A 26,612-nucleotide genomic window follows, 5' to 3' on the forward strand; every position below is an offset into this window, starting at 1 on the left:
CCATGCTCGATCTCGACACCCGTTGGACGCTGCACCCTCGGGTCTCGTTGCGCCCGGAATCCTTCGGCGCGCTGCTGTACCACTTCGGGACCCGCAAGCTCTCGTTCCTCAAGAGCCGCGATCTCGTCGATGTGGTCCGGTCGCTGCCCGCGCACTCTTCCGTGCGCGACGCACTGCGTGCCAAGGGCATCGAGGCCTCCGACGCGCACGTCAAGGCGCTCGCGCAGCTGGCCGACACCGACATGATCGTGGCATCGCCCGGCCCGGTCACCCCCGCGCCGACAGCCTTGGCGGCGGGTGACGCCACCCAGGGCGGCAGGCTGATCGATCGTTTCGAATCGGGCCTCGCCGCACCGATCTGCCTCACCTGGGAACTCACCTACGCCTGCAACCTGTCGTGCGTGCACTGCCTGTCCTCGTCGGGTCGTCGCGACCCGAACGAACTGAGCACCGAGCAGTGCAAGGCGCTGATCGACGAGTTCGAGCGCATGCAGATCTTCTACGTCAACATCGGCGGCGGTGAACCGACCGTGCGCCCGGACTTCTGGGAACTGGTCGACTACGCCACCGCGCACAACGTGGGGGTCAAGTTCTCCACCAACGGCGTTCGCATCAACGAAGAGGTCGCCGCGCGGTTGGCGGCCAGCGACTACGTCGATGTGCAGATCTCCCTCGACGGCGCCGATGCCGCGGTCAACGACGCCGTGCGCGGTCCCGGCTCCTACGACACCGCGATCAAGGCGCTGTCGAATCTCGCCGCGGCGGGTTTCAAGGACGCGAAGCTCTCGGTGGTCGCCACCCGCCACAACATCTCCCAGCTCGACGAGTTCAAGGCCATCGCCGACAAGTACGGCGCCACCTTGCGACTCACCCGCCTTCGTCCCTCGGGTCGCGGCGCGGACGTGTGGGACGAACTGCACCCGCTGCCCGAACAGCAGCGCGAGCTCTACGACTGGCTCGTCCGCAACGGCGAGGGTGTCCTCACCGGCGACTCGTTCTTCCACCTGTCCGCATTCGGTTCGGCCCTACCGGGTTTGAACATGTGCGGTGCGGGCCGGGTGGTCTGTCTGGTCGATCCGGTCGGCGACGTCTACGCCTGCCCGTTCGCCATCCACGACCGCTTCAAGGCCGGAAACATCGTCGCCGACGGTGGTTTCGAGGCGGTCTGGACCGACTCGGAGCTCTTCGCCGAACTGCGCGAGCCGGTCGACGGTGGCGCGTGCACGAAGTGCTCGCACTACGACTCCTGCCGAGGTGGCTGCATGGCCGCGAAATTCTTCACCGGCCTGCCCGCCAACGGACCGGATCCGGAATGCGTGCAGGGCTACGGCGAAGCGGCGCTGTCGGCGCCGGGACGCACCATTCCGCGCCCCGCCGTCGACCACTCTCGCCCGGTTCGCAGTCGTGGCAGGGTGTCGCTGCCGCTGACCGTGAAGCGCCCACCTGCCAAGGCGTGCAACGAGAGTCCGCTCGGCTGAGGCTAGGCCGGTTGCCGGGAATGCGCTGCCGATCTTGTTGACGCGTCCGGGAACCGGTCACAGCGGCATTTCAGGCAGACTTTCCTCCTTTTTTGTGGGGTGATGATGTCTGAGAGCCCAACTGCGCATAGCATGCGAGGAATGCGCCATGATCGTCTGCCCGACGGCTTCGGGGTACGGATCGATCCACGGGTACGCGCATTTTCCGGGGGTCGGATCCTGATCGGAGGATCACCCGCACGGATGCTGCGCTTGGCCCCGGAGGCCGCCGAGTTGATCGGCGACGGATACCTGGAGGTGACCGACACCAAGTCCGCGATCGTCGCCCGCCGGCTGCTCGATTCCGGCGTGGCCAACCCGCGCCCGCGGCTCGAACCGTCCCTCGACGACGTCACCGTCGTCATCCCGCTCTACAACAACGCCGACGGGCTGCTACGTCTGCTGGCGGTGCTGCGCGGGCACAATGTGATCGTCGTCGACGACGGCTCCGACGAGCCGGTCCGCATCCCGCCGCGACCGGGCCGCGGTCAGGTGACGGTGCTGCGGCACGAGAGCCCGCTCGGCCCCGCGGCCGCCCGCAATGCCGGATTGCGGGCGGCGACAACGGGCTTCGTCGCGTTCCTTGACTCCGATGTGGTGCCGCGCAGCGGGTGGCTCGAGGTGATGCTCGGACATTTCAGCGATCCGCAGGTCGCGCTGGTCGCGCCGCGCATCGTGGCCCTCGATTCCGAATCCAACGCGCTCGCCCGCTACGAACACACCCGCTCCTCACTCGACCTCGGCAGGCGCGAATCGGCGGTGCACGCGCGCGGCATCGTGTCGTATGTGCCGAGCGCGGCGCTGCTGGCCCGGCGCGCGGCGCTGCTCGGCGAGGGCGGATTCGACGAATCGATGCAGGTGGCCGAAGACGTCGACCTGTGCTGGCGGCTCGAACGCGCGGGCTGGCGGTTGCGCTACGAGCCCGCCGCGCACGTCGCCCACGATCATCGGGTCGCCTTCCGCGCCTGGTTCGGGCGAAAGTTGTTCTACGGCACCGGCGCGGCGCCGCTCGGGAAACGGCACTCGGGCCTGGTCTCGCCGCTGTCGGTGCCGACCTCGACCGTGCTGGCCAGTCTGCTGTTCGCGACGCTGTCGAAATGGGGTCTGCTCGGCGGACTCGTCACCCTCGCGATGGCCCTGGTTCGCCTGCGCCGGGTCTTCACCGAGCTGGACAATCCGACCCGGATCGCGGCGGTCTATCTCGCGCGCGGCTACTTCGCCGGGATGTGGCGACTGGCTTCGGCGATGTGCCGGGACTATTGGCCGGTGACGCTACTCGCGGTGATCGCGTCGAGCCGGATCCGCAAGATCGCCATCACGATGGCGCTCGCCGACGGTCTGGCCGACTGGTTCACCCATCGCGACGCGGGCGGGCTCGACCCGGTCCGCTATGTGGCCTATAAGCGTCTCGACGACGTCGCCTACGGCACGGGCCTGTGGCTCGGCGTCATCCGGGCGCGCAGTTTCGAAGCGCTCAAGCCGAGCGTGCCGCCCCGCTGAATACTCCTGCGTGACGAGCACTCTCATTGTCGGAGCCGGGTCGGCGGGTTGCGTGCTCGCCGCCCGGCTCAGCGCGGATCCGGGGCGTTCGGTGCGCGTCTTCGAAGCCGGACCGGTTTTCCCGACGATGGGCGAGCTGCCCGTCGAACTGCTCGATCCAGGTCATCTCCCGGTCGGCCCCGACTCCCGCGTGGTGTGGCGCTACCCGGGAAACCTGGTGCGGGGCAGACTGATCGGTGGATCCGGGTCGATCAACGGCAGTTATTTCCTCCGCCCGCCCGCCGCCGACTTCGCCGCCTGGAGTGCGGTGGCAGGTCCACGGTGGTCGTTCGATTCGGTCCTCCCGGTGTTCTGCGCTCTGGAAGACGACGCGGATTTCGGCACTGCGCCCGGCCACGGAATCGGCGGCCCGATTCCGATCGCGCGAACCAGCGACCCCACCGAGTTCAGCGTTGAATTCGCGCGACATTGCGTGGCAGCGGGATTCAGGGAAATCCCCGACCTCAACGCACCGGCCGGAGATAACGAGGCCGGATTCGGGCGCGTGCCGTTGGCGATATCGCGCGGCCGCCGTGCGGGACCCGCGATCACCCATCTCTTTCCCGCACTCCACAGCAGCAATCTGATCGTCACGGGCGAAACAATGGTGACCCGGCTATTACTCCGTGGGACCCGGGTAATCGGTGTGGAGTGGGCGCGCGGGCGAGAACGCGGGACGACGTATGCCGATGAGGTGGTGTTGTGCGCGGGTGCGGTGGAGTCGGCCGCGCTGCTGATCCGGTCCGGGATCGGCCCCGAACCACTGCTGCGCTCGCTCGGCGTTCCGGTGCTGCGACCCGCTCCGGTGGGCGCGTGGTGCACCGATCACCCGGAGATCGGCATCGAATTCCCCGGTGTGGAATCCGCGCGGTCAGCCGTCGCGCTCGAATACGTCCTCGGCATCGACGACCTGGAACTACGCCCGTACACCGTGATGTTCACGCCGGGTCTGCGCCGGGTGGGGGTCGCTCTGATGCATCCCGAGTCGACCGGCGAGCTGACCCTGGTTTCGGCTGATCCGGCTGTCCCCGCCCGCGTCGACCAGCGCTATCTCCGCGCCGAGCAGGACCGAGCCCGGTTGCGCGAGGGAGTAGCGCTCACCGCGGATCTCCTGGGTCGGCGAATCGGACCCGTCGACGACTCCTGGCTGCACGCCAACCTCGGCACTTCCCAACATCTTTCCGGTACCTGCCGGATGGGCCCCGCGCAGGACGAGCGCGCGGTGGTCGACGAACAGGGGCGGGTGCACGGCATCGAGGCACTGACGGTCGCCGATCTGTCGGTCGTCCCGGTCCCGCTGCGGTGCGGTCCACAGGCCACCACGGTGATGCTCGCCGCGTCCATAGCGGACCACATGGTCGTGTGACGAAGTGACGATTGATACCACGATGTGACCTGCGGGACAAACCCCGACTTCTGGAGGTTGGCCCGATATCTGCCCGGTACAGTTTGTAGCGGGAAAGAAAGGCAAATGGTCAGCAATCTTGCAGGTGGGAGGCCCCCACGGCAGGCATCGGAGTCGGGCGCACAGCTCGGTGCTCTGGAAGCCTATGCCGCACAGGCCCATGGATTTCTCAGTGCCGGTGGTGAACAGCTTACCCAGCTGGCCGGTCTTCTACGTCCGCTCGTTCTCGAATCATGGCTGCGCAGTGTGCGCGGCGGTGTCGATCCGACGGACGTCATCGACGGTCGCGGGCTGCGCGGCGCCGATCTGGAGCGTTATCGCGACGCCCACCCTATCGCCGCGCTCATGCCGCTGATCGACAAACTGCTGGTCCAGGACGCGTCGCACGCCGGATTGATCGTGACCGTGGCCGACCAGTTCGGTCGGGTGCTGTCGGTGCACGGTCATCCGGAGCAGGTCGCCGCCGCCGCCGAGATCGGCGTGCGCGAGGGCGACGATCTCAGCGAGCGCCGGATCGGTACCAATGCCGTCGGTCTCGTCGTGCGCACCGGGCGCGCCACCTGGATCCACGGACCCGAACATTTCCTGCATCGCATGCACCAGATCACCGGCGCCGCGGCCCCCGTGCACGAGCCGGATGGCCGTCTGATCGGCGTTCTGATGATTGCCGGCGGGATGCGGGTGGCCAAGCCCGAAATTCTCGCCCTGGTCAAAGCCGCCGCGACCGCGGCCGAGATGGACCTGGTGCTGCGGGCCATGCGCGCGAGCCACGGCATCAAGGCGCCGGCTCCCGCGAACCGCGACGACACCGGACAGGCCAAGCTCGGCCTTGATGTCCTGGGTCTCGGTCAACCTCAGTTGAGCATCGCGGGGGAGCGGGTGTCGCTCTCGCAACGCCATGCCGAGATCCTGCTCTTGCTCGCCGAACATCCCGAAGGTCTCGGCGCCGATCACCTGGCGCTGCTGTTGGACGACACCGATCTGGACAACGGCACGATCCGCGCGGCGATGTCGCGGCTGCGGTCGGTGATCGGCGCCTCGGTCGTCGGTTCGCGCCCATACCGTCTACGCGTGCATGTCGCAACCGATGTCGAGGAGCTCCGGGCCGCACTCGACTCCGGTGATACCGCATCCGCATTGAACTTGTACGCGGGTCCGGTGCTGCCGCGCTCCTCGGCTCCCGGCATTTGCGACATCCGCGACGAGCTGCGGGTCCGATTGCGGACCGCCGTGCTCGCCGCCCCCGACGCCGCCGTGCTGCGCCGATGGACGTCGTGTCCGGAAGGCCGCGACGATGCCGCCGCGTGGGCCGCCTATCGGTCGACCGTCGATCGTGATTCGCCACTGTATGCGCAGATAGAGGCCAAGATCCGGGTACTCGACCGGCGCATCGGCGCCGATGCAACGCAGATGCAACGTTTCGGCTCATAGTGTCCCGGTCTGAAGGTGTGGTGGCTCACATATGGGTGACCAATGTGTTGGAGCCCACACTCATGCCCTGGTCGTGGGTACCCATCGGTACAGACTGGACGACCGACCGATTTTTTTAGCGGAAAAAGTTTCTTTTTATTAACTCAGGGCCTACTGTCGGCACTGCATGGACAGGCGCCCATGTGATGTAACTGACAAAGCCGTTGGAGGAACGATCAACAGCTAGGCACCCGCGACGGACGAATGGTCCGTTGCCTCGGCGACCCCTCGGTCGTCGATCTCGTCCACATGATCTGTCGGGGATCTTGCGCGAGTGTGGCGTCACGCCCACCGCGTTCATATCGAATCTTTCGCTGCGCGAGGTGTATTCGTGCTGCCCGAAAACATTCGATCTGCTGTTTTTTCGCGATACGAGGAGGCTCTGGTGCACGGTACGGAGTTGGGTGGGTTCAGTGCGCGACCACAGGAAGCACGGGTCGTCGGTCTGCCGTTTCCGCTGACCCCGGCCCAGCTGGGTGTCTGGTACGCACAGCTGCTCGACCCCGATGTCCCGATCACCATCGCCCAGTACGTCGATATCGACGGCGAGCTCGATGCCGGTGTGCTGCAGCAGGTTACGGCCGAGGCCGCGCACGCCTACGGTTCGCCGCTGGTGCGTATCGGCGAGTTCGACGGTGTCCCGCACCAGTACGTCGACCACACCATCGCGGTCGAGCAGGAGCTGCCGCTGATCGATCTGCGCCACCACGACGACCCCGTGGCCGCCGCGCAGGAATGGATGCGCGCGGAATTCGGCGCCCCCATCGACCTGCTCACCGACCGACTGGTGGCGGGCGCGGTACTGCGCGTCGGCGAGACCCGCTGGTTCTGGTACCTGCGCGGCCACCACATCGTGCTCGACGGGTACGGCGCGTTCACCAACTCCCAGCGCATCGCCGAGCTCTACACCGCGCGGATGCTCGGTACCCCGGCGCGCGAAGTGGTGCCCGGCGAACTGTCGGCGCTGGTCGAAGGCGAACAGCGCTACCGCGAGAGCACCCGTTTCGTCGGCGATCGTGAGCACTGGGCTCAGCGGATCGCGGGCCTGGACAGCCCCACCGCGCTCGACGGCCGCACCGCGCCGCGTTCGGCGATCAATCTGGTGACCGGCGGGCGCCTGTCGGAAAAGCTGGTCGATCGGCTGGAAACCATTGCCGCCAGCGATGATTCGACCATCTCCGCGGTACTGCTGGCAGCCTTCGCCGCCTATCTGGGCCGCCTCACCGACCGACCGGACGCGGTGCTGAGCCTGCCTGTCACCGCCCGCACCACCGCGGTCATGCGCCGCTCGGCGGGGATGCTGTCCAATATCGTGCCGCTGCGACTGCCGACGGGCGCGGCGGGCTCACCCGCCACCTGGGGTGAGCTGCTGCGCGCGGCCCGGGTCGAGGTGGCGGGTGCGCTGCGTCATCAGCGCTACCGCGCCGAGGACATCCGCCGCGACGCCGAGGACGACGGCCGCCCCGCCCGGCGCGCGCTGTTCGGCCCGCTCGCCAACTTCATGCTCTTCCGTAGTGACCTCACCCTCGGCACCACCACCGGTCGCTACCGGGTGCTGTCCACCGGACCGATCGAAGACCTGAGTCTCAACGTCTACTACGGCGACCGCGACCGGGTGCACGTCGATTTCGAGGCCAACCCGCACCTCTACGACGCCGACACCCTGGCCAGGCACCACGCCCGCTTCCTCGGCTTCCTCGAGCGCCTGGCCGCTACCGACCTCGACACCGCGCTCGGCGCGATCGAGGTCGCGACCGAGCTGGAACTGCAGGTCAGCACCCGGATCTGGAACTCCACCCGGTTCGACGTGGACGCCGCGCTGGCCGAGCGTTCGGTGCGGGCCGCGACGCTGCCCGCCATGTTCGAGGCCCAGGTCGCGCGCACCCCCGACGACGTGGCCGTGCGGATGGCGACGTCCTCGCGCACCGACGCTGTTCGGGATGCCGCCGCCGTGGCTTCCGAGGGCATGACCCTCACCTATCGCGAGCTGGCGCAGCGCGTCAATCGGCTGGCCCGGCGGCTGCGCGCGGACGGCATCGGACCGGAATCGCTGGTGGCGCTGAGTATTCGGCGTTCGCCCGAGCTGGTGGTGGCGATGTACGCGGTGCTCGCCGCGGGCGCGGCCTACGTGCCGATCGACCCGGATCATCCGGCCGAGCGCATCGCGCACATCCTCGCCACCGCCGCCCCGGCGGCCGTGCTCACGACCACCCGCGACGGTGCGCCCGTCGACGGGCTGCCGGTGCTGGCTGTCGACGACCTCGATCTGAGCGACTACGACGACGCCCCGCTGACCGACGCCGACCGCACCGCGCCGCTGCGCCCCGAACATCCCGCCTACGTCATCTTCACCTCCGGCTCCACCGGTCTGCCCAAGGGCGTCGCGGTCGAGCACGCCGCGATCGTGAACCGCCTCGTCTGGATGCAGCACACCTACCGCCTGCACGGGGTCGATGTGGTGCTGCAGAAGACCCCGATGACCTTCGACGTCTCGGTGTGGGAGTTCTTCTGGCCCTTGCAGATCGGCGCGACGCTGCTGCTCGCCGAGCCCGACGGCCACCGTGATCCCGGCTACCTGCGCCGCGTGATCGCCGAATATGGCGTCACCGTCGCGCATTTCGTGCCGTCGATGCTCGAAGTGTTTCTGGCCCAACAGGAAATCGCCGAGCGCACCTCGCTGCGGCTGGTCTTCGCGTCCGGTGAGGCACTGTCCGCCGCGCCGGCCCAGCGGCTGCGGCTGCTGACGGGTGCTCGCCTGCACAATCTCTACGGCCCGACCGAGGCCGCCGTCGACGTCACCTTCCACGAGGTGAACGACAGCGACCGGGTCACGGTGCCGATCGGCGCGCCGGTGTTCAACACCCGGCTCCATGTTCTCGACTCACGGCTGCGGCCCGTTCCGGTCGGGGCTCCGGGTGAGCTGTATCTGTCGGGGGTACAGCTCGCCCGGGGTTATGTCGGACGTCCCGAGCTCACCGCCGGACGTTTCGTCGCCGCGCCCGCGGTGGTCGCCGCCGACTCCGGGCGCCTGATGTCCGATGGCGGGGCCGGCAGCGCTGTTACGCATCCACTGCCGGGTGAGCGGATGTACCGCACCGGTGACCTGGTTCGCTGGACCACCAACGGCGAGCTGGAATACCTGGGGCGCACCGACTTTCAGGTGAAACTGCGCGGCCTGCGGATCGAGCTCGGCGAGATCGAGGCCGTGTTGGAGAGCGTGGACTCCGCGGCGCGCGCCGTGGTGATGGTCCGTGACGACGCGGGCGTCGGCGAGCAGCTGGTCGCCTACGTCGTGGAAGCCGAGCCGGGCTCGGTGGCGATCGACGATCTGCGCGAGACCGCGCTGCGGGCGCTGCCCGCATACATGGTGCCGGCGGCCTTCGTGCTGCTCGAGACCCTTCCGGTGAACGCGTCGGGCAAGCTGGATCGCAAGGCCCTGCCCGCCCCCGCCCGCACCGTCGTCACCTACGCCGAACCTGTCGGCCCGGTGGAGCAGACGGTGGCCAGGGTGTTCGGCGAGGTCCTCGGCCTCGACCGCGTCGGCCGCGACGACGACTTCTTCGCCCTCGGCGGCAACAGCCTGGTCGCCACCCAGGTCGCGGCTCGCCTCGGCGCCGACCTCGGCTGCCGCCTCGGCGTGCGCGATCTGTTCGGCGCGACCACCGTCGCCCGCCTCGCCGCCGCCATCGCCGATCGCGCCGACACCGGTGTCTCGGCTCAGCTCCCGGTGCTCACCGCTGGTCCCCGCCCGGCGCTGATCCCGCTGTCGCCCGCGCAGCAACGGATCTGGTTCCTCAACCGCTTCGATCCCACGGCGCCCGGCTACAACATGCCGTTCGTCGTCCGCCTGCGCGGTACCGCCGATCTGCCCGCCCTGGTCGCGGCCCTGCACGCGGTAGTCGACCGCCACGAGGCGCTGCGCACCGTGTTCCCCGCGGTCGACACCCCCGGTGGTGAGGTGGCCGAGCAGGTCGTCCGCGACGCCGGGCTGGTCCGCATCGGCGACCCCACCGAAGTCCCGGCCGCCGACCTCGACGCGGAGCTGACCCGATTCGCGCGCACCGGGTTCGATCTCGAACGCGAAGCACCGGTGCGTGCGGGCATCTTCGTTGTTCCGGAGGCCGCCGACACAACTGTGGACAACTCGGCGCCGCGGCGATCGAGCGCCGCGGCGGGGGAGTGTGTCCTCGCTGTCGTGCTGCATCATATTGCGGCAGACGGTGTTTCGCTGCAGGTGCTCGTCCGAGACGTTCTCACCGCCTACCGTGCCGCCACCGACGGCGTCGACCCCGGCTGGTCGCCGCTGAGCGTGCAGTACCCCGACTACGCCCTCTGGCAGCGCGAGCTCCTCGGTGCCGAAACCGATCCGCAGTCGCTGGCCTCCCGCGAAATCGCCTTCTGGGAGCGGACTCTCGCGGGACTGCCCGACCAGCTCGAGCTGCCCTCGGCCCGCCAGCGGCCGATCGAGCCGAGCATGCGCGGCGCCCGCACCGCCTTCACCATCGACGCCGACCTGCACCGTCAGCTCGCCGACCTGGCCCAGCGGGCAGGCGCCTCGCTGTTCATGGTTGTGCACACCGCGCTGTCGGTGCTCCTCGCGCGCCTGTCCGGCACCACCGACATCGCCATCGGCACCGGCGTCGCGGGCCGCGGCGACCGCGCCATCGACGACCTGATCGGCATGTTCGTCAACACCCTGGTGCTGCGCACCGAGGTCGACCCCGCCGCGAGCTTCATCGCCGCGCTCGAGCACACCCGCGAAACCGACCTGGCCGCCTTCGCGCACGCCACCGTTCCCTTCGATCGCCTGGTCGACGTCGTCAACCCGGCTCGCTCGCAGTCCCGGCACCCGCTGTTCCAGGTGGCGCTGAACTTCCAGGCCGTCCTCGACACCACCTTCGACCTGGCGGGCTCGTCGGTGACGGTGCGCGAGATCGAGCTCGACATCACCAAGTTCGACCTACAGCTCACCCTCGCCGAACGACGCGGCGCCGCAGGCGAACCCGCGGGCATCGACGCCGTCACCCTGTACGCCGCCGACCTGTTCGACGAGTCCGAGATGCGTGCTCTCGGTGCGCGTTTCGTGCGACTACTCGCCGCGGCTGTCGCCGCTCCGAATACCGCGGTCGGCGACCTACCGCTGCTGTCGGCGCCCGAGTATTCCCAGCTCACCGGTATGCGCGGCGCCCCGGTCACCGCCACCGGTCTGCTACCCGACCTCCTCGCCACCGCGGTCGCCGCCGACCCGGATCGCGACGCCGTCACCGACGGCGACCGCACCCTCACCTACCGCGAACTCGACCGGGCGTCGTCACGCCTGGCCAGGGTCCTCATCGACAGCGGCGTCGGCCCCGACGACGTGATCGCCGTCGGCATCCCCCGCTCCATCGAGTCGGTTCTCGCGGTGTGGGCGATCGCCAAGTCCGGTGCCGCCTGGTTGCCCGTCGACCCGAGCTACCCGCTCGATCGGATCACCCATATGGTGACCGATTCCGGTGCCCGGCTGGGTCTTACAGTGTCCGAGTCGCAGTCCGCGCTGCCCGGCCCGATCGACTGGCTGGTCCTCGACGAGCTGAAGCTGATGGCCGAATGCGCCGGGCGTTCCAGCGATCCCGTCACCGACTTCGACCGTGTGCGCACCCTGCGCGCCCAGCACCTCGCCTACGTCATCTACACCTCCGGCTCGACCGGCCTGCCCAAGGGCGTGCTCGTCACCCAGGCGGGTATCGCCGGTTTCGCCGCCGAGGAGACGGCGCGCATGTTCGGCACCGCCGACGCCCGCATCCTCCAGGTCGGCTCCCCGTCCTTCGACATCTCGGTGATGGAATTGCTGCTCGCGGTGAATTCCGCCGCGACCCTGGTGATCGCCCCGCACGGGCGACACGTGGGAGCCGAACTGGCCCAACTGCTTTCGGAGCAACGCGTCACGCACGCGCTGATGACTCCGTCCGGCTTGGCCGTGCTCGACCCCGCCCCGCTCGACGCCCTTCGCATGGTGATGGTCGGCGGCGAAGCGTGCCCGCCCGACCTGATCGCCCGCTGGACCGCCGGACCCGTTTCCCGCGCGTTCGTGAACGCCTACGGCCCCTCCGAGACCACGGTCGCCACCAACATCAGCGCCCCGCTCACCGCCGATTCCCCGTTGACCCTCGGCACGCCGCTGCGCGGCATCACCCAGTGGGTCCTCGACTCCCGGCTGCGGCCGGTCCCGGTCGGCGTCGCGGGCGAGCTGTACGTCGCGGGTGCCCAGGTCGCGCGCGGCTATCGCTCCCGCGCCGCGCTCACCGCGACCCGCTTCGTCGCCTGCCCGTGGGCGTCGTCCGAGCGCATGTACCGCACCGGAGACCTGGTCCGCTGGACTCCCGAGGGCACCCTCGACTACCTGGGCCGCAACGACGACCAGGTCAAACTCCGGGGTTTCCGCATCGAACTCGGCGAAGTCGAATCCACCCTGCTCGACCGGCCCTCGGTTCGCCAGGCCGTGGTGCTGGTGCGCGCCGACGCGCACCGCGGTGATCAACTCGTCGCTTACGTCGTGCCCGCCGAGTCCGGCGAGCTGATCGACGTCGATGCGATCGCCGCCGGCCTGCGCGCCACCCTCGCCGCGCACATGGTGCCGTCCGCGTTCGTGGTGCTCGATGCCCTGCCGCTCACCCCCAACGGCAAGCTCGACCGCAAGGCCCTGCCGGAGCCGGTGTTCGCCGCGCGTTCGTTCCGCGCGCCCGCCGCCGGTACCGAGTCCGTGGTGGCCGAGATGTTCGGCGAGGTGCTCGGGGTCGCGCAGATCGGCGCCGACGACGACTTCTTCGCCCTCGGCGGCAACTCTCTTGTCGCCACCCAGGTGGTGTCGCGTCTGGGCACCGCGCTCGGCCGCACGGTCTCGCTGAAGTCGCTGTTCGAGGCGCCGACCGTCACCGCGCTCGCCGCCCTGCTCGGCGCCGCGGACGCGGTCGCGCCCAGGCCCGCGCTGGTGGCAGGCGAACGGCCGCACCGGATTCCGCTGTCCTACGCCCAACAGCGCATGTGGTTCCTGAACCAGTTCGACGCCGAATCGGTCGCCGACAATATCGCCGCCGCCATCCGCCTCACCGGCGTCATCGACTACGCCGCGATGAACACGGCCGTCGCCGCGGTCTTCGCCAGGCACGAGGCGCTGCGGACCCGCTATCCCGCCGTCGACGGCATCCCGTTCCAGCAGGTGCTCGCCGCCGACCAGCTGACGATCACCCTCGAACCGCACGCGATCGCCCCGGTCGACCTCGACAGCCGGATCCGCGCGCTGGCCGCCGTCCCGTTCGCGGTGGACCAGGAACCCCCGGTCCGCCTGCACCTGCTGCACACCGGCGCCGACGAGCACGTCCTCGTCCTCGTGCTGCACCACATCGCCGCCGACGGCTGGTCCGTCGCACCACTGACCCGCGATGTGATGGTCGCCTACGCCGCCCACCTGGCCGGCGCCGCGCCCCAGTGGACGCCGCTGCCGGTGCAGTACGCCGACTTCGCCCTCTGGCAGCGCGACGCGCTCGGCGCCGAGGACGACGCCGATTCCGCCCTGTCGCGCCAGCTCGCGTTCTGGACGACGGAACTGGCCGACCTGCCCGACCTGCTCTCGCTGCCGAGTGATCGACCGCGCCCGGCCGTGGCCTCGGGTCGCGGTGCGCGCCAAGCCTTCACGGTGCCCGCCGAGATCACCGAGCGACTGCGCGGCATCGGCGCGCGAGCCAATGCCTCGCTGTTCATGGTGCTGCACACCGCCTTCGCCACCACCCTCACCGAACTGTCGGGCCAGCAGGACATCTCGATCGGCACACCGGTCGCCGGTCGCGGTGACCAGGCGCTCGACGACCTGGTCGGCATGTTCGTCAACACGCTGGTGCTGCGCACCCGGATCCGCCCCGACGCCACCTTCGCCGAGCTGCTCGGCACGGTCCGCGACAGCGACCTGCGCGCCCTCGCCAACGCCGAGGTCACCTTCGACCGGCTCGTCGAGGTGCTCAACCCCGAACGCTCGACCGCCCGGCACCCGCTGTTCCAGGTGATGCTCGACTTCCAGAACAACTCCCGAACCGAACTCGAACTCGCGGGCCTGACCGCCTCGGAAATCGAGATCGACACCCACACCGCCAAATTCGACCTGCACCTCACCCTGCGCGAGACCGCCGACGGCCTGCTCGCCCGCTTCGAGTACGCGACCGACCTCTTCGACGGGCAGACCATCACAGATTTCGGCACCCGCTTCCTGCGGACGCTGGATACGGTGACCGCCGATCCCAACGTCGTGATCGGCGACATCGACCTCCTCGACACCGACGAGCGCATTCGCGTGCTCGACACCTGGAACGCCACCGAGTACCCGGTCGACGAGCGCATGACGCTGGCATCGCTGTTCGCGGCGCAGGCCGAGCGCACCCCGCACGCGACCGCGGTGACCCTCGCGGGCGAATCGCTGAGCTATTCCGAGTTCGCCGCCGAGGTGAACCGGCTTGCCCGCCTGCTGATCTCGATCGGCGTGCGCGCCGACCGCACCGTGGCTCTCGGCATGCACCGTTCGATCGACTCGGTCGTCGCGATGTACGCCGTCATCGCCGCCGGTGGCGCCTACGTCCCCCTCGATCCGGAGCACCCGGCCGAGCGCATCGCCCAGGTGATCGCCGCCGCCGACCCGGTCTGCGTACTGACCCGCCTGAGCGACGACCTCGATCTCACCGGCATGGAGTCGGCGGGCGAACAGTGCGCTGTTCTCGATCTCGAGCAGATCGACACCACCGACTACTCGGCCGAGCCGATCACCGACGCCGACCGACTGGCCACCCTGACCCGGGACAACGCCGCCTACCTGATCTTCACCTCCGGCTCCACCGGCAAGCCCAAGGGCGTCGTCGTCTCCCACGCCGCGATCGTCAACCGTCTGGTGTGGATGCAGGACGCCTACCGGCTCACCCCCGACGACGCCGTGCTGCAGAAGACCCCGGCCACCTTCGACGTCTCGGTCTGGGAGTTCTTCTGGCCCTTGCAGATCGGCGCCCGTCTCGTGCTCGCCCGCCCGGACGGTCACCGCGACCCCGCCTACCTGACCCGGCTGATCACCGAGGAGCAGATCACCGTCGCCCACTTCGTCCCGTCGATGCTGTCGGTCTTCGTCGCGGCGCTCGACAGCGCGCACGCCGACGGAGCGACCACGCGGGCCGCCGGGATCTGTGCGTCGCTGCGTCTGGTGTTCGCCTCCGGCGAGGCGCTGGCGCCCGCGCCCGCCCAGCTGCTGCGTCGGCTCACCGGGACGGCTGTGCACAACCTGTACGGCCCCACCGAGGCCGCGGTAGACGTGACCTTCCACGAGGTGATCGACGCCGATACCGTCACCGTGCCGATCGGCGCGCCTGTGCACAACACCCAGGTCTACGTCCTCGACAGCCGCCTGCGCCCGGTCCCCGTCGGTGTCCCGGGCGAGCTGTACCTGGCAGGCGCGCAGCTCGCTCGCGGCTACGCGGGCCGCGTCGACCTCACCGCCGACCGCTTCGTCGCCAACCCGTTCACCCCCGCCGAGCGCATGTACCGCACCGGCGACCTCGTCACCTGGGCGTCGACCGGTGAGCTGGAGTACCTGGGCCGCACCGACTTCCAGGTGAAACTGCGTGGTCTGCGGATCGAACTCGGCGAGATCGAAGCCGTGCTCTCCGGGGTTTCCGAGATCACCCAGGCCGCGGTGATCGTCCGCGACGAGACCCTGGTCGCGTATCTCGTTGCCGCACAGCATGTCGACGTGGATGCGGTGAAGTCCACGCTCATCCGCACCCTGCCCGCCTACATGGTTCCCTCGGCTTTCGTCGTCCTCGACGAGTTCCCGCTCAACTCGTCCGGCAAGCTCGATCGAAAGGCGCTCCCCGCACCGAGTTTCGAGGCGGCCGTCTTCCGCGCGCCGTCCACCGAGGTCGCTCGCATCGTCGCGGCCACCTTCGCCACGGTGCTCGGCTTCCCCGCCGATCGTGAAGTCGGTCTCGACGACGACTTCTTCGCCCTCGGCGGCAACTCGCTCAACGCCACCCAGGTCGCGGCCCGCCTCGGCGCCGCCCTCGACACCCAGATCCCGGTCCGGCTGCTGTTCGACGCACCGACGGTGGCCGACCTGGCCGACCGGTGCACCGCCCTGCGCGGCGCAGGCGGCCGGCTCGAACTCACCACTCGTGAACGCCCCCGGCGGATTCCGCTGTCCGCGGCGCAGCGCCGGATGTGGTTTCTCAATCGCTACCTCGCCGACGTCGACGGCATCGGCGACGCTGTCGACAACATCCCCGTCGCGCTGCGGCTCACCGGCGACCTCGACCTCGCCGCCCTCGAAGCCGCCCTCGCCGATGTGGTCGCCCGGCACGAAACCTTGCGAACCAGCTACCCGGAGGGGCCGGAGGGCGCCGAACAGCTGATCTCGGACCCCGCCGAGATCACTCTGCGGCCCGAGGCGATCACCGAGACGGAACTGCCCGAACGCCTGCTGTCCTGCGCCGCGGTCCGATTCGACCTCACCGCCGAGATCCCGCTCCGCGCGGCCTTGTTCGCGCTGAACACCGACCACGTGCTGGTCCTGGTGGTCCACCACATCGCCGCCGACGGCTTCTCGCTCGGCCCGCTGGCCGCCGACCTGATGGCCGCCTACGCCGCCCGTCGCGAGGGCGCCACCCCCACCTGGACGCCGCTGCCCGTCCAGTACGCCGACTACGCCCTCTGGCAGCACGAAAACCTGGGCGAGACAGCCGATCCCGCGTCGCTCGCGCACACCCAACTGGCGTTCTGGCGCCATGGCCTCGCCGGTCTCCCCGAGCAGCTCGACCTGCCCACCGACCGTCCCCGTCCCGCCGAGTCGACCTTCCGCGGCGCCGTCCACCGCTTCCAGATCGACTCCGATCTGCACAGTGAACTGCGCGAACTCGCGCGCAAGCACGAGGCAACCCTGTTCAGCACGGTGCACGCCGCACTCGCTGTACTGCTGGCCCGACTGTCCGGCGGCAGCGACATCGCCATCGGCACACCGGTCGCGGGCCGCGGCGAGGCCGCCCTCGACGGGCTGATCGGCATGTTCGTCAACACCCTGGTGCTGCGCACCCAGATCGACCCGCGCGCCGAATTCGAAACCACCCTCGATGCCGTCCGTGCGGGCGACCTCGATGCCCTCTCGCACGCCGACGTCCCGTTCGAGCAGGTCGTCGATGCCATCGACCCGGCGCGAGCCCGCAACCGCCATCCCCTGTTCCAGGTGGCGCTGGCGCTACAGAACTTCACCGTCCCCGCGCTGGAAGCCGCGGACCTGCGCGTGGAGCCCGTCGATTTCGATGCCGCCGTGGCGAAGTTCGACCTGCAGTTCACCCTCGGTGAATCCGACGACATCGACGGACGCGCGAACGGCATGGCCATCGAAATCGCCTATGCCACCGATCTGTTCGACGAGGGCAGCGTCGCGGTGCTGGCCCGTCGTTTCACCCAGGTGCTGGCCGCCGTCGTCGCCGACCCGACCGTCGTGGTGGGCGACATCCAGTTGCTCAGCGCCGAAGAACAGCAGCGCACCCTGCACGATTGGTCGTCCACCGGCGAATCGGTGGCCGCCGCCGACACCATGGTGGACCGGTTCGCCCGCGTCGCCGCCCTCGACCCCACCGCCGTCGCCGTGAAAGCGGGCGAGCGCACGCTGACCTACGGCGAGCTCGACGCCTGGTCCAACCGTCTCGCCCGGCGACTCGTCGCCGCGGGCGTCGGCCCGGAATCGTTGGTAGCGGTGGCGCTGCCGCGGTCGGTGGAGCTGCCGGTCGCCCTGCTCGCCGTACTGAAGGCCGGCGGGGGCTACCTGCCGATCGACCCCAACTACCCCGCCGATCGCATCGAATACGTCCTGGACGACGCCCGCCCACAGTGCGCGATCACCAACGACGACACCGGCCTGGCCCACGACTGGTTCGGTGGCCCGGTCATCGATCCCGCCGCGGCCAACCTGTCCGACTTCGCCGCCGAAGCCATGACCGACGCGGACCGGCGTACGCCGCTGGATCCCGCCAACGCCGCCTACGTCATCTACACCTCCGGCTCGACCGGCCGCCCCAAGGGTGTCGTGGTGCCGCACGCGAATGTCATCGCGCTGCTGGACAACACCGCGCAACGCTTCGGCTTCGGCCCGTCGGACGTGTGGACGATGTTCCACTCCTACGCCTTCGACTTCTCGGTGTGGGAACTGTGGGGCGCCCTGCTGCACGGCGGCTCGATCGTTCTCGTCGACTACTTCACCTCCCGCTCGCCCGAACAGTTCCGCGAACTGCTCCGGACCGAGCGCGTCACCGTCCTCAACCAGACGCCGTCAGCGTTCTACCAGCTCATCGCTGCCGACCTGGCCGCGCCAGCGCCCACCGAACACGCCCTGCGCGCAGTGATCTTCGGTGGCGAGGCGCTCGAACCGCAACGCCTCGCGGGCTGGTTCGCCCGCTACCCGGACTCGCCTCGCATGGTGAACATGTACGGCATCACCGAGACCACCGTCCACGCCTCCTATCGGGAGATCACCCCGAACACCGGCTCCGCCAGCGTGATCGGCGGTGCCCTCGCGGGACTCGCGGTGCGCGTGCTCGATTCGCGACTGCGCCCCGTCCCGCTCGGCGTTCCCGGCGAAATCTATGTCTCCGGACCGCAATTGGCGCGCGGCTACCTGGGCCGACCGGACCTGACCGCGAGCCGCTTCGTCGCCGACCCCTACGGTCCTCCCGGATCCGTCGCCTACCGGTCCGGCGACCTCGCCCGCTGGACGGTCGTGCCCGACGACGCCACCGGGGCGTCGCGCACCACGCACGTCGACCTCGAATACCTCGGCCGCGCCGACCAGCAGGTCAACCTCCGTGGCTTCCGTGTCGAACTCGGCGAGATCGAAGCGGCGCTGCTGCACAGCTCGATCGCGCCTCGCGAAGTCGCGGTGCTGGTGCGGACCGACCTCGTCGACGAGCCGCGCATCGTGGGCTACGTGGTGGGGGAGTACACCCATCTCGACACCGCCGCCCTGCGCAAGGAGTTGGCGCGCACCCTGCCCGAGCACATGCTCCCGGCCGCCGTCGTACCGGTCGAGCGCATTCCGCTCACGGTCAACGGCAAGCTCGATCGCGCGGCCCTGCCCGCCCCCGTCTTCGAGACCACCACCTACCGCAGACCGGCTACCGTCACCGAGCAGATCATCGCCGCCGTGTACGCCGAGGTGCTCGGCCGTGCCGACGACCGGCCGATCGGCGCCGACGACGACTTCTTCGCCCTCGGCGGCAGCTCGCTGCTGGCAGCCAAGGCCGTGGCCCGCATCGGCGCCGCCCTGGACCGGCGCGTGGGTGTACGGACGTTGTTCGAGGCGCCGAGCGTCGCCGAACTGGCCACCGCGATCGACGCCCAGTCGAAGGTCGATCGACCCGCGCTGGTCGGCCGGGCTCGTCCCGAGCTGCTCCCGCTGTCCCCGGCCCAGCAGCGGATGTGGTTCCTCAACCGCTTCGACCGCGCCTCGGTGGCCTACAACATCCCGTTCGCGCTGCGGCTGAGTGGCGCGCTCGACACCGGTGCGTTGCAGGCCGCGATGGCCGATGTGGTCGCCCGGCACGAGTCGCTGCGCACCGTCTACCCCGAGGTCGACGGCACACCCGTGCAGTCGATCGTCGCCGCCGCGGTGCCCACCACCGGATCGGCGCTCACGCCGGTGGCGATCAGCGAAGCCACGCTTCCCGCCGCGATTCGCGAACTGGCCGAGACCACCTTCGACGTCACCACCGAGATCCCGGTGCGCATGCGGCTGTTCCAGCTGGACGACACCGAATTCGTGCTGGCCGGCGTCCTGCACCACATCGCCGCGGACGGTTCCTCCATCGCCCCCTTCGTCGCCGACCTCATGCGGGCCTACACCGCCCGGCTTGCCGACACCGCCCCCGGCTGGGCGCCGCCCGCCGTGCAGTTCGCCGACTACGCGCTGTGGCAGCGTGACCTGCTCGGCGACGAAGCCGACCCGCGATCCCTCGCCGCCCAGCAGGTCGGCTGCTGGCACACCCAGCTGGCCGGACTTCCCGATCAGCTGGCCCTGCCGACCGACCGTCCTCGCCCCGCCCGCCAGACCCTGCGCGGCGACAAGGTGAGCTTCACCGTCGACGCCGACCTGCATGCCGCGCTGTCCGCACTCGGGCGCGACAACGGCGCCACCCTGTTCATGGTGGTGCACGCGGCGTTCGCGGCCCTGCTGGCCCGCATCTGCGGCACCGCCGACATCGCCGTCGGCACCCCGAACGCGGGCCGCGGCGAAGCCGAGCTCGACGAGGTGATCGGCATGTTCGTCAACACCCTCGTGTTGCGGACCCCGGTCGCGGGCGACGCGCCGTTCACCGAACTGCTCGCCACCGCGCGCACCGCCGATATCGCCGCGTTCTCGCACGCCGATGTGCCGTTCGAGCGGTTGGTCGAGGTGCTCAACCCCGCCCGCTCCACCGCGCGACACCCGCTGTTCCAGGTCGGCTACTCGTTCCAGAACCACGACCGCGGACAGCTCGAACTTCCCGGCCTGACCGTTTCCAGTATCGAATTCGATGCCGGTGTCGCGCAGTTCGACCTGCACCTGTTCGCCCTGGACAACTACACCGCCGATGGCACCCCCGCGGGAATCGAGATGGCGCTCGGCTACGCCACCGACCTGTTCGATGCCGAAACAGCCGAACGCTTCGCCGGTCAGCTGTGCCGGATCCTCGAATCCGTCAGCGTCGCGGCGGAGACCACCATCGGTGACCTCGACGTGCTCGGTGCCGATCGTGAGCTGCTGCTCGAAACCTGGAACGACACCGCCCGTCCGGTCGAGTCCACCACCCTCGCCGAACTGGTTGCGCGTCAGGCGAACCTGACCCCCGACGCGCTCGCGCTGGTAGACGACGAAACCGGCGAGTCCCTGGACTACGCCACCTTCGACGCGCAGGTCAACCGGGTCGCCAGGCTCCTGATCGCCGAGGGAGTCGGCCCGGAGCGCACCGTCGTACTGGCCATGCGCCGCGGCATCGACCTCGTCATCGCCATGCACGCCGTTGTCCGGGCGGGCGGCGCGTACGTGCCGATCGACCCCGACCACCCGGCCGACCGCATCGCCTACATCGTCACCACCGCGGCACCCCTGTGCGTGCTCACCACCGCCGCCGACGGACTGCCGATCGCCGTGGACGTGCCGGTCTTCGAGCTGGATCATCGTGCGCTGCGAGAACTGTCGACGGAGCCGGTGACCGATGCCGAGCGCATCGCCCCGCTGCGCCCCGCGCATCCCGCGTACATCATCTTCACCTCGGGCTCCACCGGCCTGCCCAAGGGCGTCACCGTCCCGCACGCCGCGATCGTCAACCAGCTCGGCTGGCTGCACGAGCGCTTCACCATGACCACCGCCGACCGGGTCCTGGTGAAGACCCCCGCCACCTTCGACCTCTCGGTCTGGGAGTTCTGGTCACCCCTCACCTCGGGCGGTGCCCTGATCGTCACCCGTCCCGGCGACGAACGCGACCCGGATCGTTTGCGTGCCACCATGACCCGGCACGGCGTCACGGTCCTGCACGCCGTGCCCTCGCTCGTCGGCATGCTGCTGGCGACCGAAGTGACTCCCGCACTGCCTGTTTCGCTGCGCGCTCTGCTCGCGATCGGTGAAGCGCTGCCCGCGGCGACGGCCACCGAGTTCCGTGCCGTCGGCACCACCGCAGGCCTGCACAACCTGTACGGACCGACCGAGGCGGCCGTCTCGATCACCGAATACCACGTGGACCAGGATCTGTCGCACATCGTGCCGATCGGTACTCCGGTCTGGAACAGTGCGCTCTACGTTCTCGACGCCCGCTTGAATCCGGTCCCGATCGGCGTCGCGGGCGAGCTCTATCTGGCAGGCGATCAGCTCGCCCGCGGCTACCACGGGCGCCACGCCCTCACCGCCGACCGGTTCGTCGCGAACCCCTTCGCCGACACCGGCTCGCGGATGTATCGCACCGGCGACATCGTCCGTTGGCGCGCCGACGGCACCCTCGAATACCTCGAGCGCGCCGATTTCCAGGTCAAGATCGGTGGCTTCCGCATCGAACTCGGCGAGGTCGAAACAGCCCTGCTGCGCTGCGCCGATGTGCGGGCGGCAGTCGCGGTCGCCACGACCGACGAGCGTGCGGGAGCCCGCCTGATCGCCTACGCGGCGGTCGCCGACCTGACCCCGGGCGACGAGCCTGCCGTCGCCGCCCGCCTGCGCGGTGAACTCGCCGCCGACCTGCCCGCCTACATGGTTCCGTCCGCGCTGGTGGTGCTCGACGCGCTGCCCCTCAACCCCAACGGCAAAGTCGACCGGAAGGCGCTGCCCGAACCGCAGTTCGCCGAAGCGGCCTTCCGTGCGCCGGTCACCGCGGTCGAACAGCTCGTCGCCCAGACGTTCACCGAGGTGATCGGCTGCGCGAGCGCCGGGCTCGACGACGATTTCTTCGCCCTCGGCGGCAACTCGCTGATGGCAACCCGCCTGGCCGCACGCCTCGGCGCCGCGCTCGGCGTCCACGTCGCGGTGGCCGCGGTCTTCGACGCACCGACAGTCGGCGCGCTGGCCGCACATCTCGCCACCGCCGATCGCGTCATCGCCCGCCCCCCGCTGACCAAGCGCACCGGCGAAGGCCCCGCGGTCCTCTCGCCCGCCCAGCAGCGCATGTGGGTGCTGCACCAGCTCTCGCCCCAGTCCTCGGCCTATCACATCCCGGCCGCCATCCGCCTGAACGGCGAGCTCGACTTGCCCGCCCTGCAGGCGGCCGTCGCCGACCTGCTCGCCCGCCACGACACGCTGCGCACCCGCTACCCGGACACCACCGACGGCCCGGTCCAGCAGGTGATGCCCGCCTGGTCGGCCGCCGTCGATCTCACCCCCCTCCCGGTCGCGCCCGCCGATGTCGAAAGCCGGATCGCGGCACTCGTCGCGCAGCCCTTCGACATCACCGCCGCGCCCCCGATCCGGGTCGCCCTCTACCGCCTCGGCGACAACGATCACGTCCTCGTCGTCGTGGTGCACCACATCAGCGCGGACGGATACTCGATCGACCCGCTCACCCGGGATCTGGTGCGCGCCTACGTGGATCGCAGCCAGGGGCGCGAACCGGGCTGGGCTCCGCTGACGATCCAGTACGGCGATTTCAGTGCCTGGCAGCGCGACCTGCTCGGCTCCGATTCCGACCCCGACAGCGTGCTCACCCAGCAGCTGGCCTACTGGACCCGCGAGCTCGCCGGCGCACCCGAACTCATGGCGCTGCCGACCGACCGCCCGCGCGCGGCCCGGCGTGAAATGCGCGGTGCGACGATCGAATTCGACATCGATACCGCACTCACCACTCGCCTCGACGACGTGGCCCGCACCAACGGAACCACCCTGTTCACGCTGATCCACAGCGCACTGGCAGTCCTGCTGGCCAAGCAATCCGGCAGCGCGGACATCACCATCGGCGCACCGGTCTCCGGGCGCGGCGCCCGCGAACTCGACGACCTCGTCGGCATGTTCGTCAACACCGTCGCCCTGCGCACCGAGGTCGACGCCCGTGCGCCGTTCACCGACCTGCTCGCCCAGGCGAAGCGCCGCGACCTGGCCGCGCTGTCGCATGCCGATGTCCCGTTCGAGCAGGTGGTCGATGCCGTGGGTCGCGCCCGTACCGGCGCCTACACCCCGCTGTTCCAGGTGATGCTGACCTTCCAGAACATGCCGCCCGGCGGTATCGAGCTACCCGGCCTACACGTCCAGACCTTGGACCCCGGACTCACCGAAGCCAAATTCGACCTGCACCTCACCGCCCTGCAGCGCTACCGCGACGACGGTGCGCTGGACGGTCTCGACGTCCACTTCGGCTACGCCACCGACCTGTTCGACGCGTCGACGGTCCGAACCATGGCCGAGCGATTCCGCAAGGTGCTCACCACCGTCGCCGCCGACCCCACCGTGGCGGTGCGCGCGATCGACCTGCGCACCGCCGCCGAAAAGACCCCGACCACCTACACAATCGCCGATCTTCCGGGCCTCGTCGGCTCGGCAGCTCGGCTCGCGCCGGCGACCGTGGCATTCACCCACGGCGAGCACGCCATCTCCTACGGAGCACTCGACGCCAAGCTCGCCGCGGTGAGCAGGGCGATGGGCGCGAAGATGAAACCTGAAGCGTTGGTGAACGTCGCGCTGGCCGGCCTCGTGCCCGGCGTGCTCGCCGCACTCGGCGCGGCCGGTCTCACTTCCACTCTGCAAACACTGGTGACCGATGCTGCCGCGGTAATCGCCGGGACAGCGTCGGTTGACGACTCGGAAGGACAACTCTGATGTCGCACACGGATTCGGTCACGACCGCCGCCACCCTCGCCGCGCTCCTGCGTGACCTGGACGGCGATCGACCACGTGACCCGGCGACCCTGCTCGCCGCCTTCTCCACCTACGCCGACCGCGAACCCGACATCCTCGCCGTGCGCGACGGCGAAATCGGTCTCACCTACGGCCAACTGGCCGAGCGAGTCGATGCGTTGGCCGCTGCTCTCCTCGAGCACGGCGTCGGCCCCGAAACCACGGTCGCGGTGTCGCTTCCGCGCTCGGCGGAATTGGTGGTCGCCGTGCACGCGGTGCTCGCCGCGGGCGGTGCGTTCGTTCTGCTCGACCCCGCGGGCTCCGCTGACCTGCAACGACGCACTGCCGCGCTGGCCGCGCCCGCCCTGATCCTCACCAGCGACGGAACACCGCACCCCGCCGGGTTCCCGGTCCTGCACACCGACGCCACCGTCGATGTCACCCCCGATGAGCTACCAGGGCCGGGCGCGGACAACCCCGCCTACCTGGTCGTCGATGTCGTTGCCGCGACCGCCGTCGTCGTCGGACATCGTGCCGCGCAGGCCAATTCGAGCTGGCGCCAGCGACTGTGCGGTATCGGTATCGGCGACTCGGTGCTCTGGCACGCACCGCTGGCCGGACAGGCCGCGGTGGGCGAGATGCTGCTCGCGCTGCAAACCGGCGCCACACTGGTGGTCTCGTCGTCGGCGATGCTCGCCGACGCTATTGCCGAAACTCAGGTGACCGCGGCATGTTTCGATCATGCCGAGCTCGCCGAACTGGCGGCGCTGCCCGATGCCGAGGAACGTCTGGACTCGCTGCGCGTGGTGCTCGGCTCGGGCGGGCCACTGCTCGCGGAAACCGCCGCCGCTCTGCGCGCGGTGAGCGGCGCGACCCTGTGGCACGTCTACGGCAGGCCCGAGACCGCGGGCGAGTTCGTCGCGCACGAGGTGACCGGCGCCGACCTGGAGGTGGTCCCGTTCGGATCGGCCGCCGACGATGTCGAACTGTTGATCCTCGACGAGCACCTGTGCCCGGTCGCCGACGGCGAGATCGGCGAACTCTACGTCTCCGGTGTGCAATTGGCGCGCGGGTACGTCGGCAGACAGGCCACCGCGGCGACCTTCCTCGCGAACCCCATCGGTCCGGTGGACGACCGCATGTTCGCCACCGGCGACCTCGTGCGGCGCAGGCCGCCGGGCGATGCCTGGACCGCCGAGATCGAATTCGTCGGCCGCGTCGATGACGGGCCCTACGCCCGCTCGACCGGGCTCGCCGACGAACTGCTGCTCGACGAGTTCGAAGCCCAAGCCGCCGCAACCCCTTTCGACCCGGCCGTCGTCCATGCGCCGACCGACGGCCCGACCTCGATCATCACCTACGGTGACCTCGACCGGCGCACCAATCAGCTCGCCCGGCATCTGACCGCACTCGGCATCGGCCCGGAATCGGCTGTGCTCGTGGATGTCCCGCGTTCCATCGAGTTCGTGGTCGCGACCTACGCGGTTCTCAAAGCGGGTGGGACCGTGGTGCCGATCGATGCCGCGAACCCCCGGCTCCCACCGATCGTCAACCCGGCACTGGCCCTGACCGTCGCCGCCCGCGAACACCTCGGCACCTACGACATCCCGACGGTGACGATCGACCGCGCGTCCCTGTCGACCTACTCCAGCGAACCCGTCGCCCGCAGCGAACATCGCACGCCGATCCTGCCGCAGCACCCCGCCTTGGTGCTGTTTCCCCCTGGCGCAACGCACAGCGTCACCATCAGTCATGCCGCCGCCGTGCACCGGGTCACCGCCATGCAGGCCCGCCACCACCTCACCACTCGCGATGTCTATCTGCACCAATCCCATACCGGCGACGCCACCGCCTGGCACGGCTACCTGCTCCCCCTCCGAGTGGGCGCGACCGTCGTCCTCACCGAACCGCCCGACCCCACCCGGTTGGCCGCTCTCATCGCCGCCTACGGCATCACCACCACCGACTTCACCCCCCACTTCGCGCCCGTCCGCACCACCCACCGCGACCGCCTGTTCCGCACGAGCGAGCTCGCCCACCACGAAATCGAAGGCACCCCAGCAGCATTAGCCCACCTCGGCACCCTCCTCGGAAAGGCCACCCCATGACCAACCCGTTCGACGACGACAACGCCCAGTTCTACGTCCTGGTCAACACCGAAGGCGAACACTCCCTCTGGCCCACTTTCGCCGCCGTCCCCGGCGGCTGGTCGGTAGCCTTCGGCGCCGCCCCCCGAACCTCCTGTCTCCACTACGTGGAATCCCACTGGCTCGACATGCGCCCCAACTCCCTGATAGCCGCCATGTCCAACAAACCCTGACCTGCGGCGTCCGGG

The 26,612-nt window shown here is 69.7% G+C and carries 7 protein-coding genes; all 7 read left to right on the top strand.

What is annotated here, in order from left to right; genetic code table 11:
* Positions 1 to 2 precede the first annotated feature (2 nt).
* The 7 genes from mftC (at position 3) to ACFVJ5_RS24370 (ending at position 26,597) form a co-directional block, all read left to right on the top strand.
* The gene (gene mftC / locus ACFVJ5_RS24340; protein WP_379223411.1) at positions 3 to 1,478 is read left to right on the top strand and encodes a mycofactocin radical SAM maturase; all 1,476 of its coding nucleotides are present in this window, start codon (positions 3 to 5) and stop codon (positions 1,476 to 1,478) included.
* Positions 1,479 to 1,619: 141 nt separating this feature from the next.
* A complete protein-coding gene (gene mftF / locus ACFVJ5_RS24345) occupies positions 1,620 to 3,017 on the top strand; it encodes a mycofactocin biosynthesis glycosyltransferase MftF (protein ID WP_379223313.1) in 1,398 nt (465 codons plus the stop codon).
* Between the two features lie 10 nt (positions 3,018 to 3,027).
* Positions 3,028 to 4,422, top strand: coding sequence for a mycofactocin system GMC family oxidoreductase MftG (gene mftG / locus ACFVJ5_RS24350; protein ID WP_379223315.1), 1,395 nt, complete (start codon positions 3,028 to 3,030; stop codon positions 4,420 to 4,422).
* A gap of 57 nt (positions 4,423 to 4,479) precedes the next feature.
* Positions 4,480 to 5,892 (top strand): GAF domain-containing protein, encoded by a 1,413-nt coding sequence (locus ACFVJ5_RS24355; protein ID WP_379223317.1) that lies wholly within the window; start codon positions 4,480 to 4,482, stop codon positions 5,890 to 5,892.
* A gap of 424 nt (positions 5,893 to 6,316) precedes the next feature.
* Entirely contained in the window at positions 6,317 to 24,259 is a 17,943-nt protein-coding gene (locus ACFVJ5_RS24360) for a non-ribosomal peptide synthase/polyketide synthase (protein WP_379223319.1), read from the top strand.
* On the top strand, positions 24,259 to 26,385 hold the full coding sequence (locus ACFVJ5_RS24365; protein ID WP_379223321.1) for an AMP-binding protein: 2,127 nt from the start codon (positions 24,259 to 24,261) through the stop codon (positions 26,383 to 26,385). Before ACFVJ5_RS24360 ends, ACFVJ5_RS24365 begins: the two co-directional genes overlap by 1 nt.
* Positions 26,382 to 26,597, top strand: a complete 216-nt coding sequence (locus tag ACFVJ5_RS24370) for an MbtH family protein (RefSeq protein WP_056814159.1) — start codon at positions 26,382 to 26,384, stop codon at positions 26,595 to 26,597. Before ACFVJ5_RS24365 ends, ACFVJ5_RS24370 begins: the two co-directional genes overlap by 4 nt.
* Positions 26,598 to 26,612: the final 15 nt, after the last annotated feature.

The sequence above is a fragment of the Nocardia sp. NPDC127606 genome (assembly GCF_042671725.1).
In the GTDB taxonomy this organism is placed as follows: Bacteria; Actinomycetota; Actinomycetes; order Mycobacteriales; family Mycobacteriaceae; genus Nocardia.

Excerpts from the sequence above, each read along its gene's own strand:
- mftC (WP_379223411.1), top strand. The coding sequence starts at position 3 with ATGCTCGATCTCGACACCCGTTGGACGCTGCACCCTCGGGTCTCGTTG.
- mftF (WP_379223313.1), top strand. The coding sequence starts at position 1,620 with ATGCGCCATGATCGTCTGCCCGACGGCTTCGGGGTACGGATCGATCCA.
- ACFVJ5_RS24365 (WP_379223321.1), top strand. The coding sequence starts at position 24,259 with ATGTCGCACACGGATTCGGTCACGACCGCCGCCACCCTCGCCGCGCTC.
- ACFVJ5_RS24370 (WP_056814159.1), top strand. The coding sequence starts at position 26,382 with ATGACCAACCCGTTCGACGACGACAACGCCCAGTTCTACGTCCTGGTC.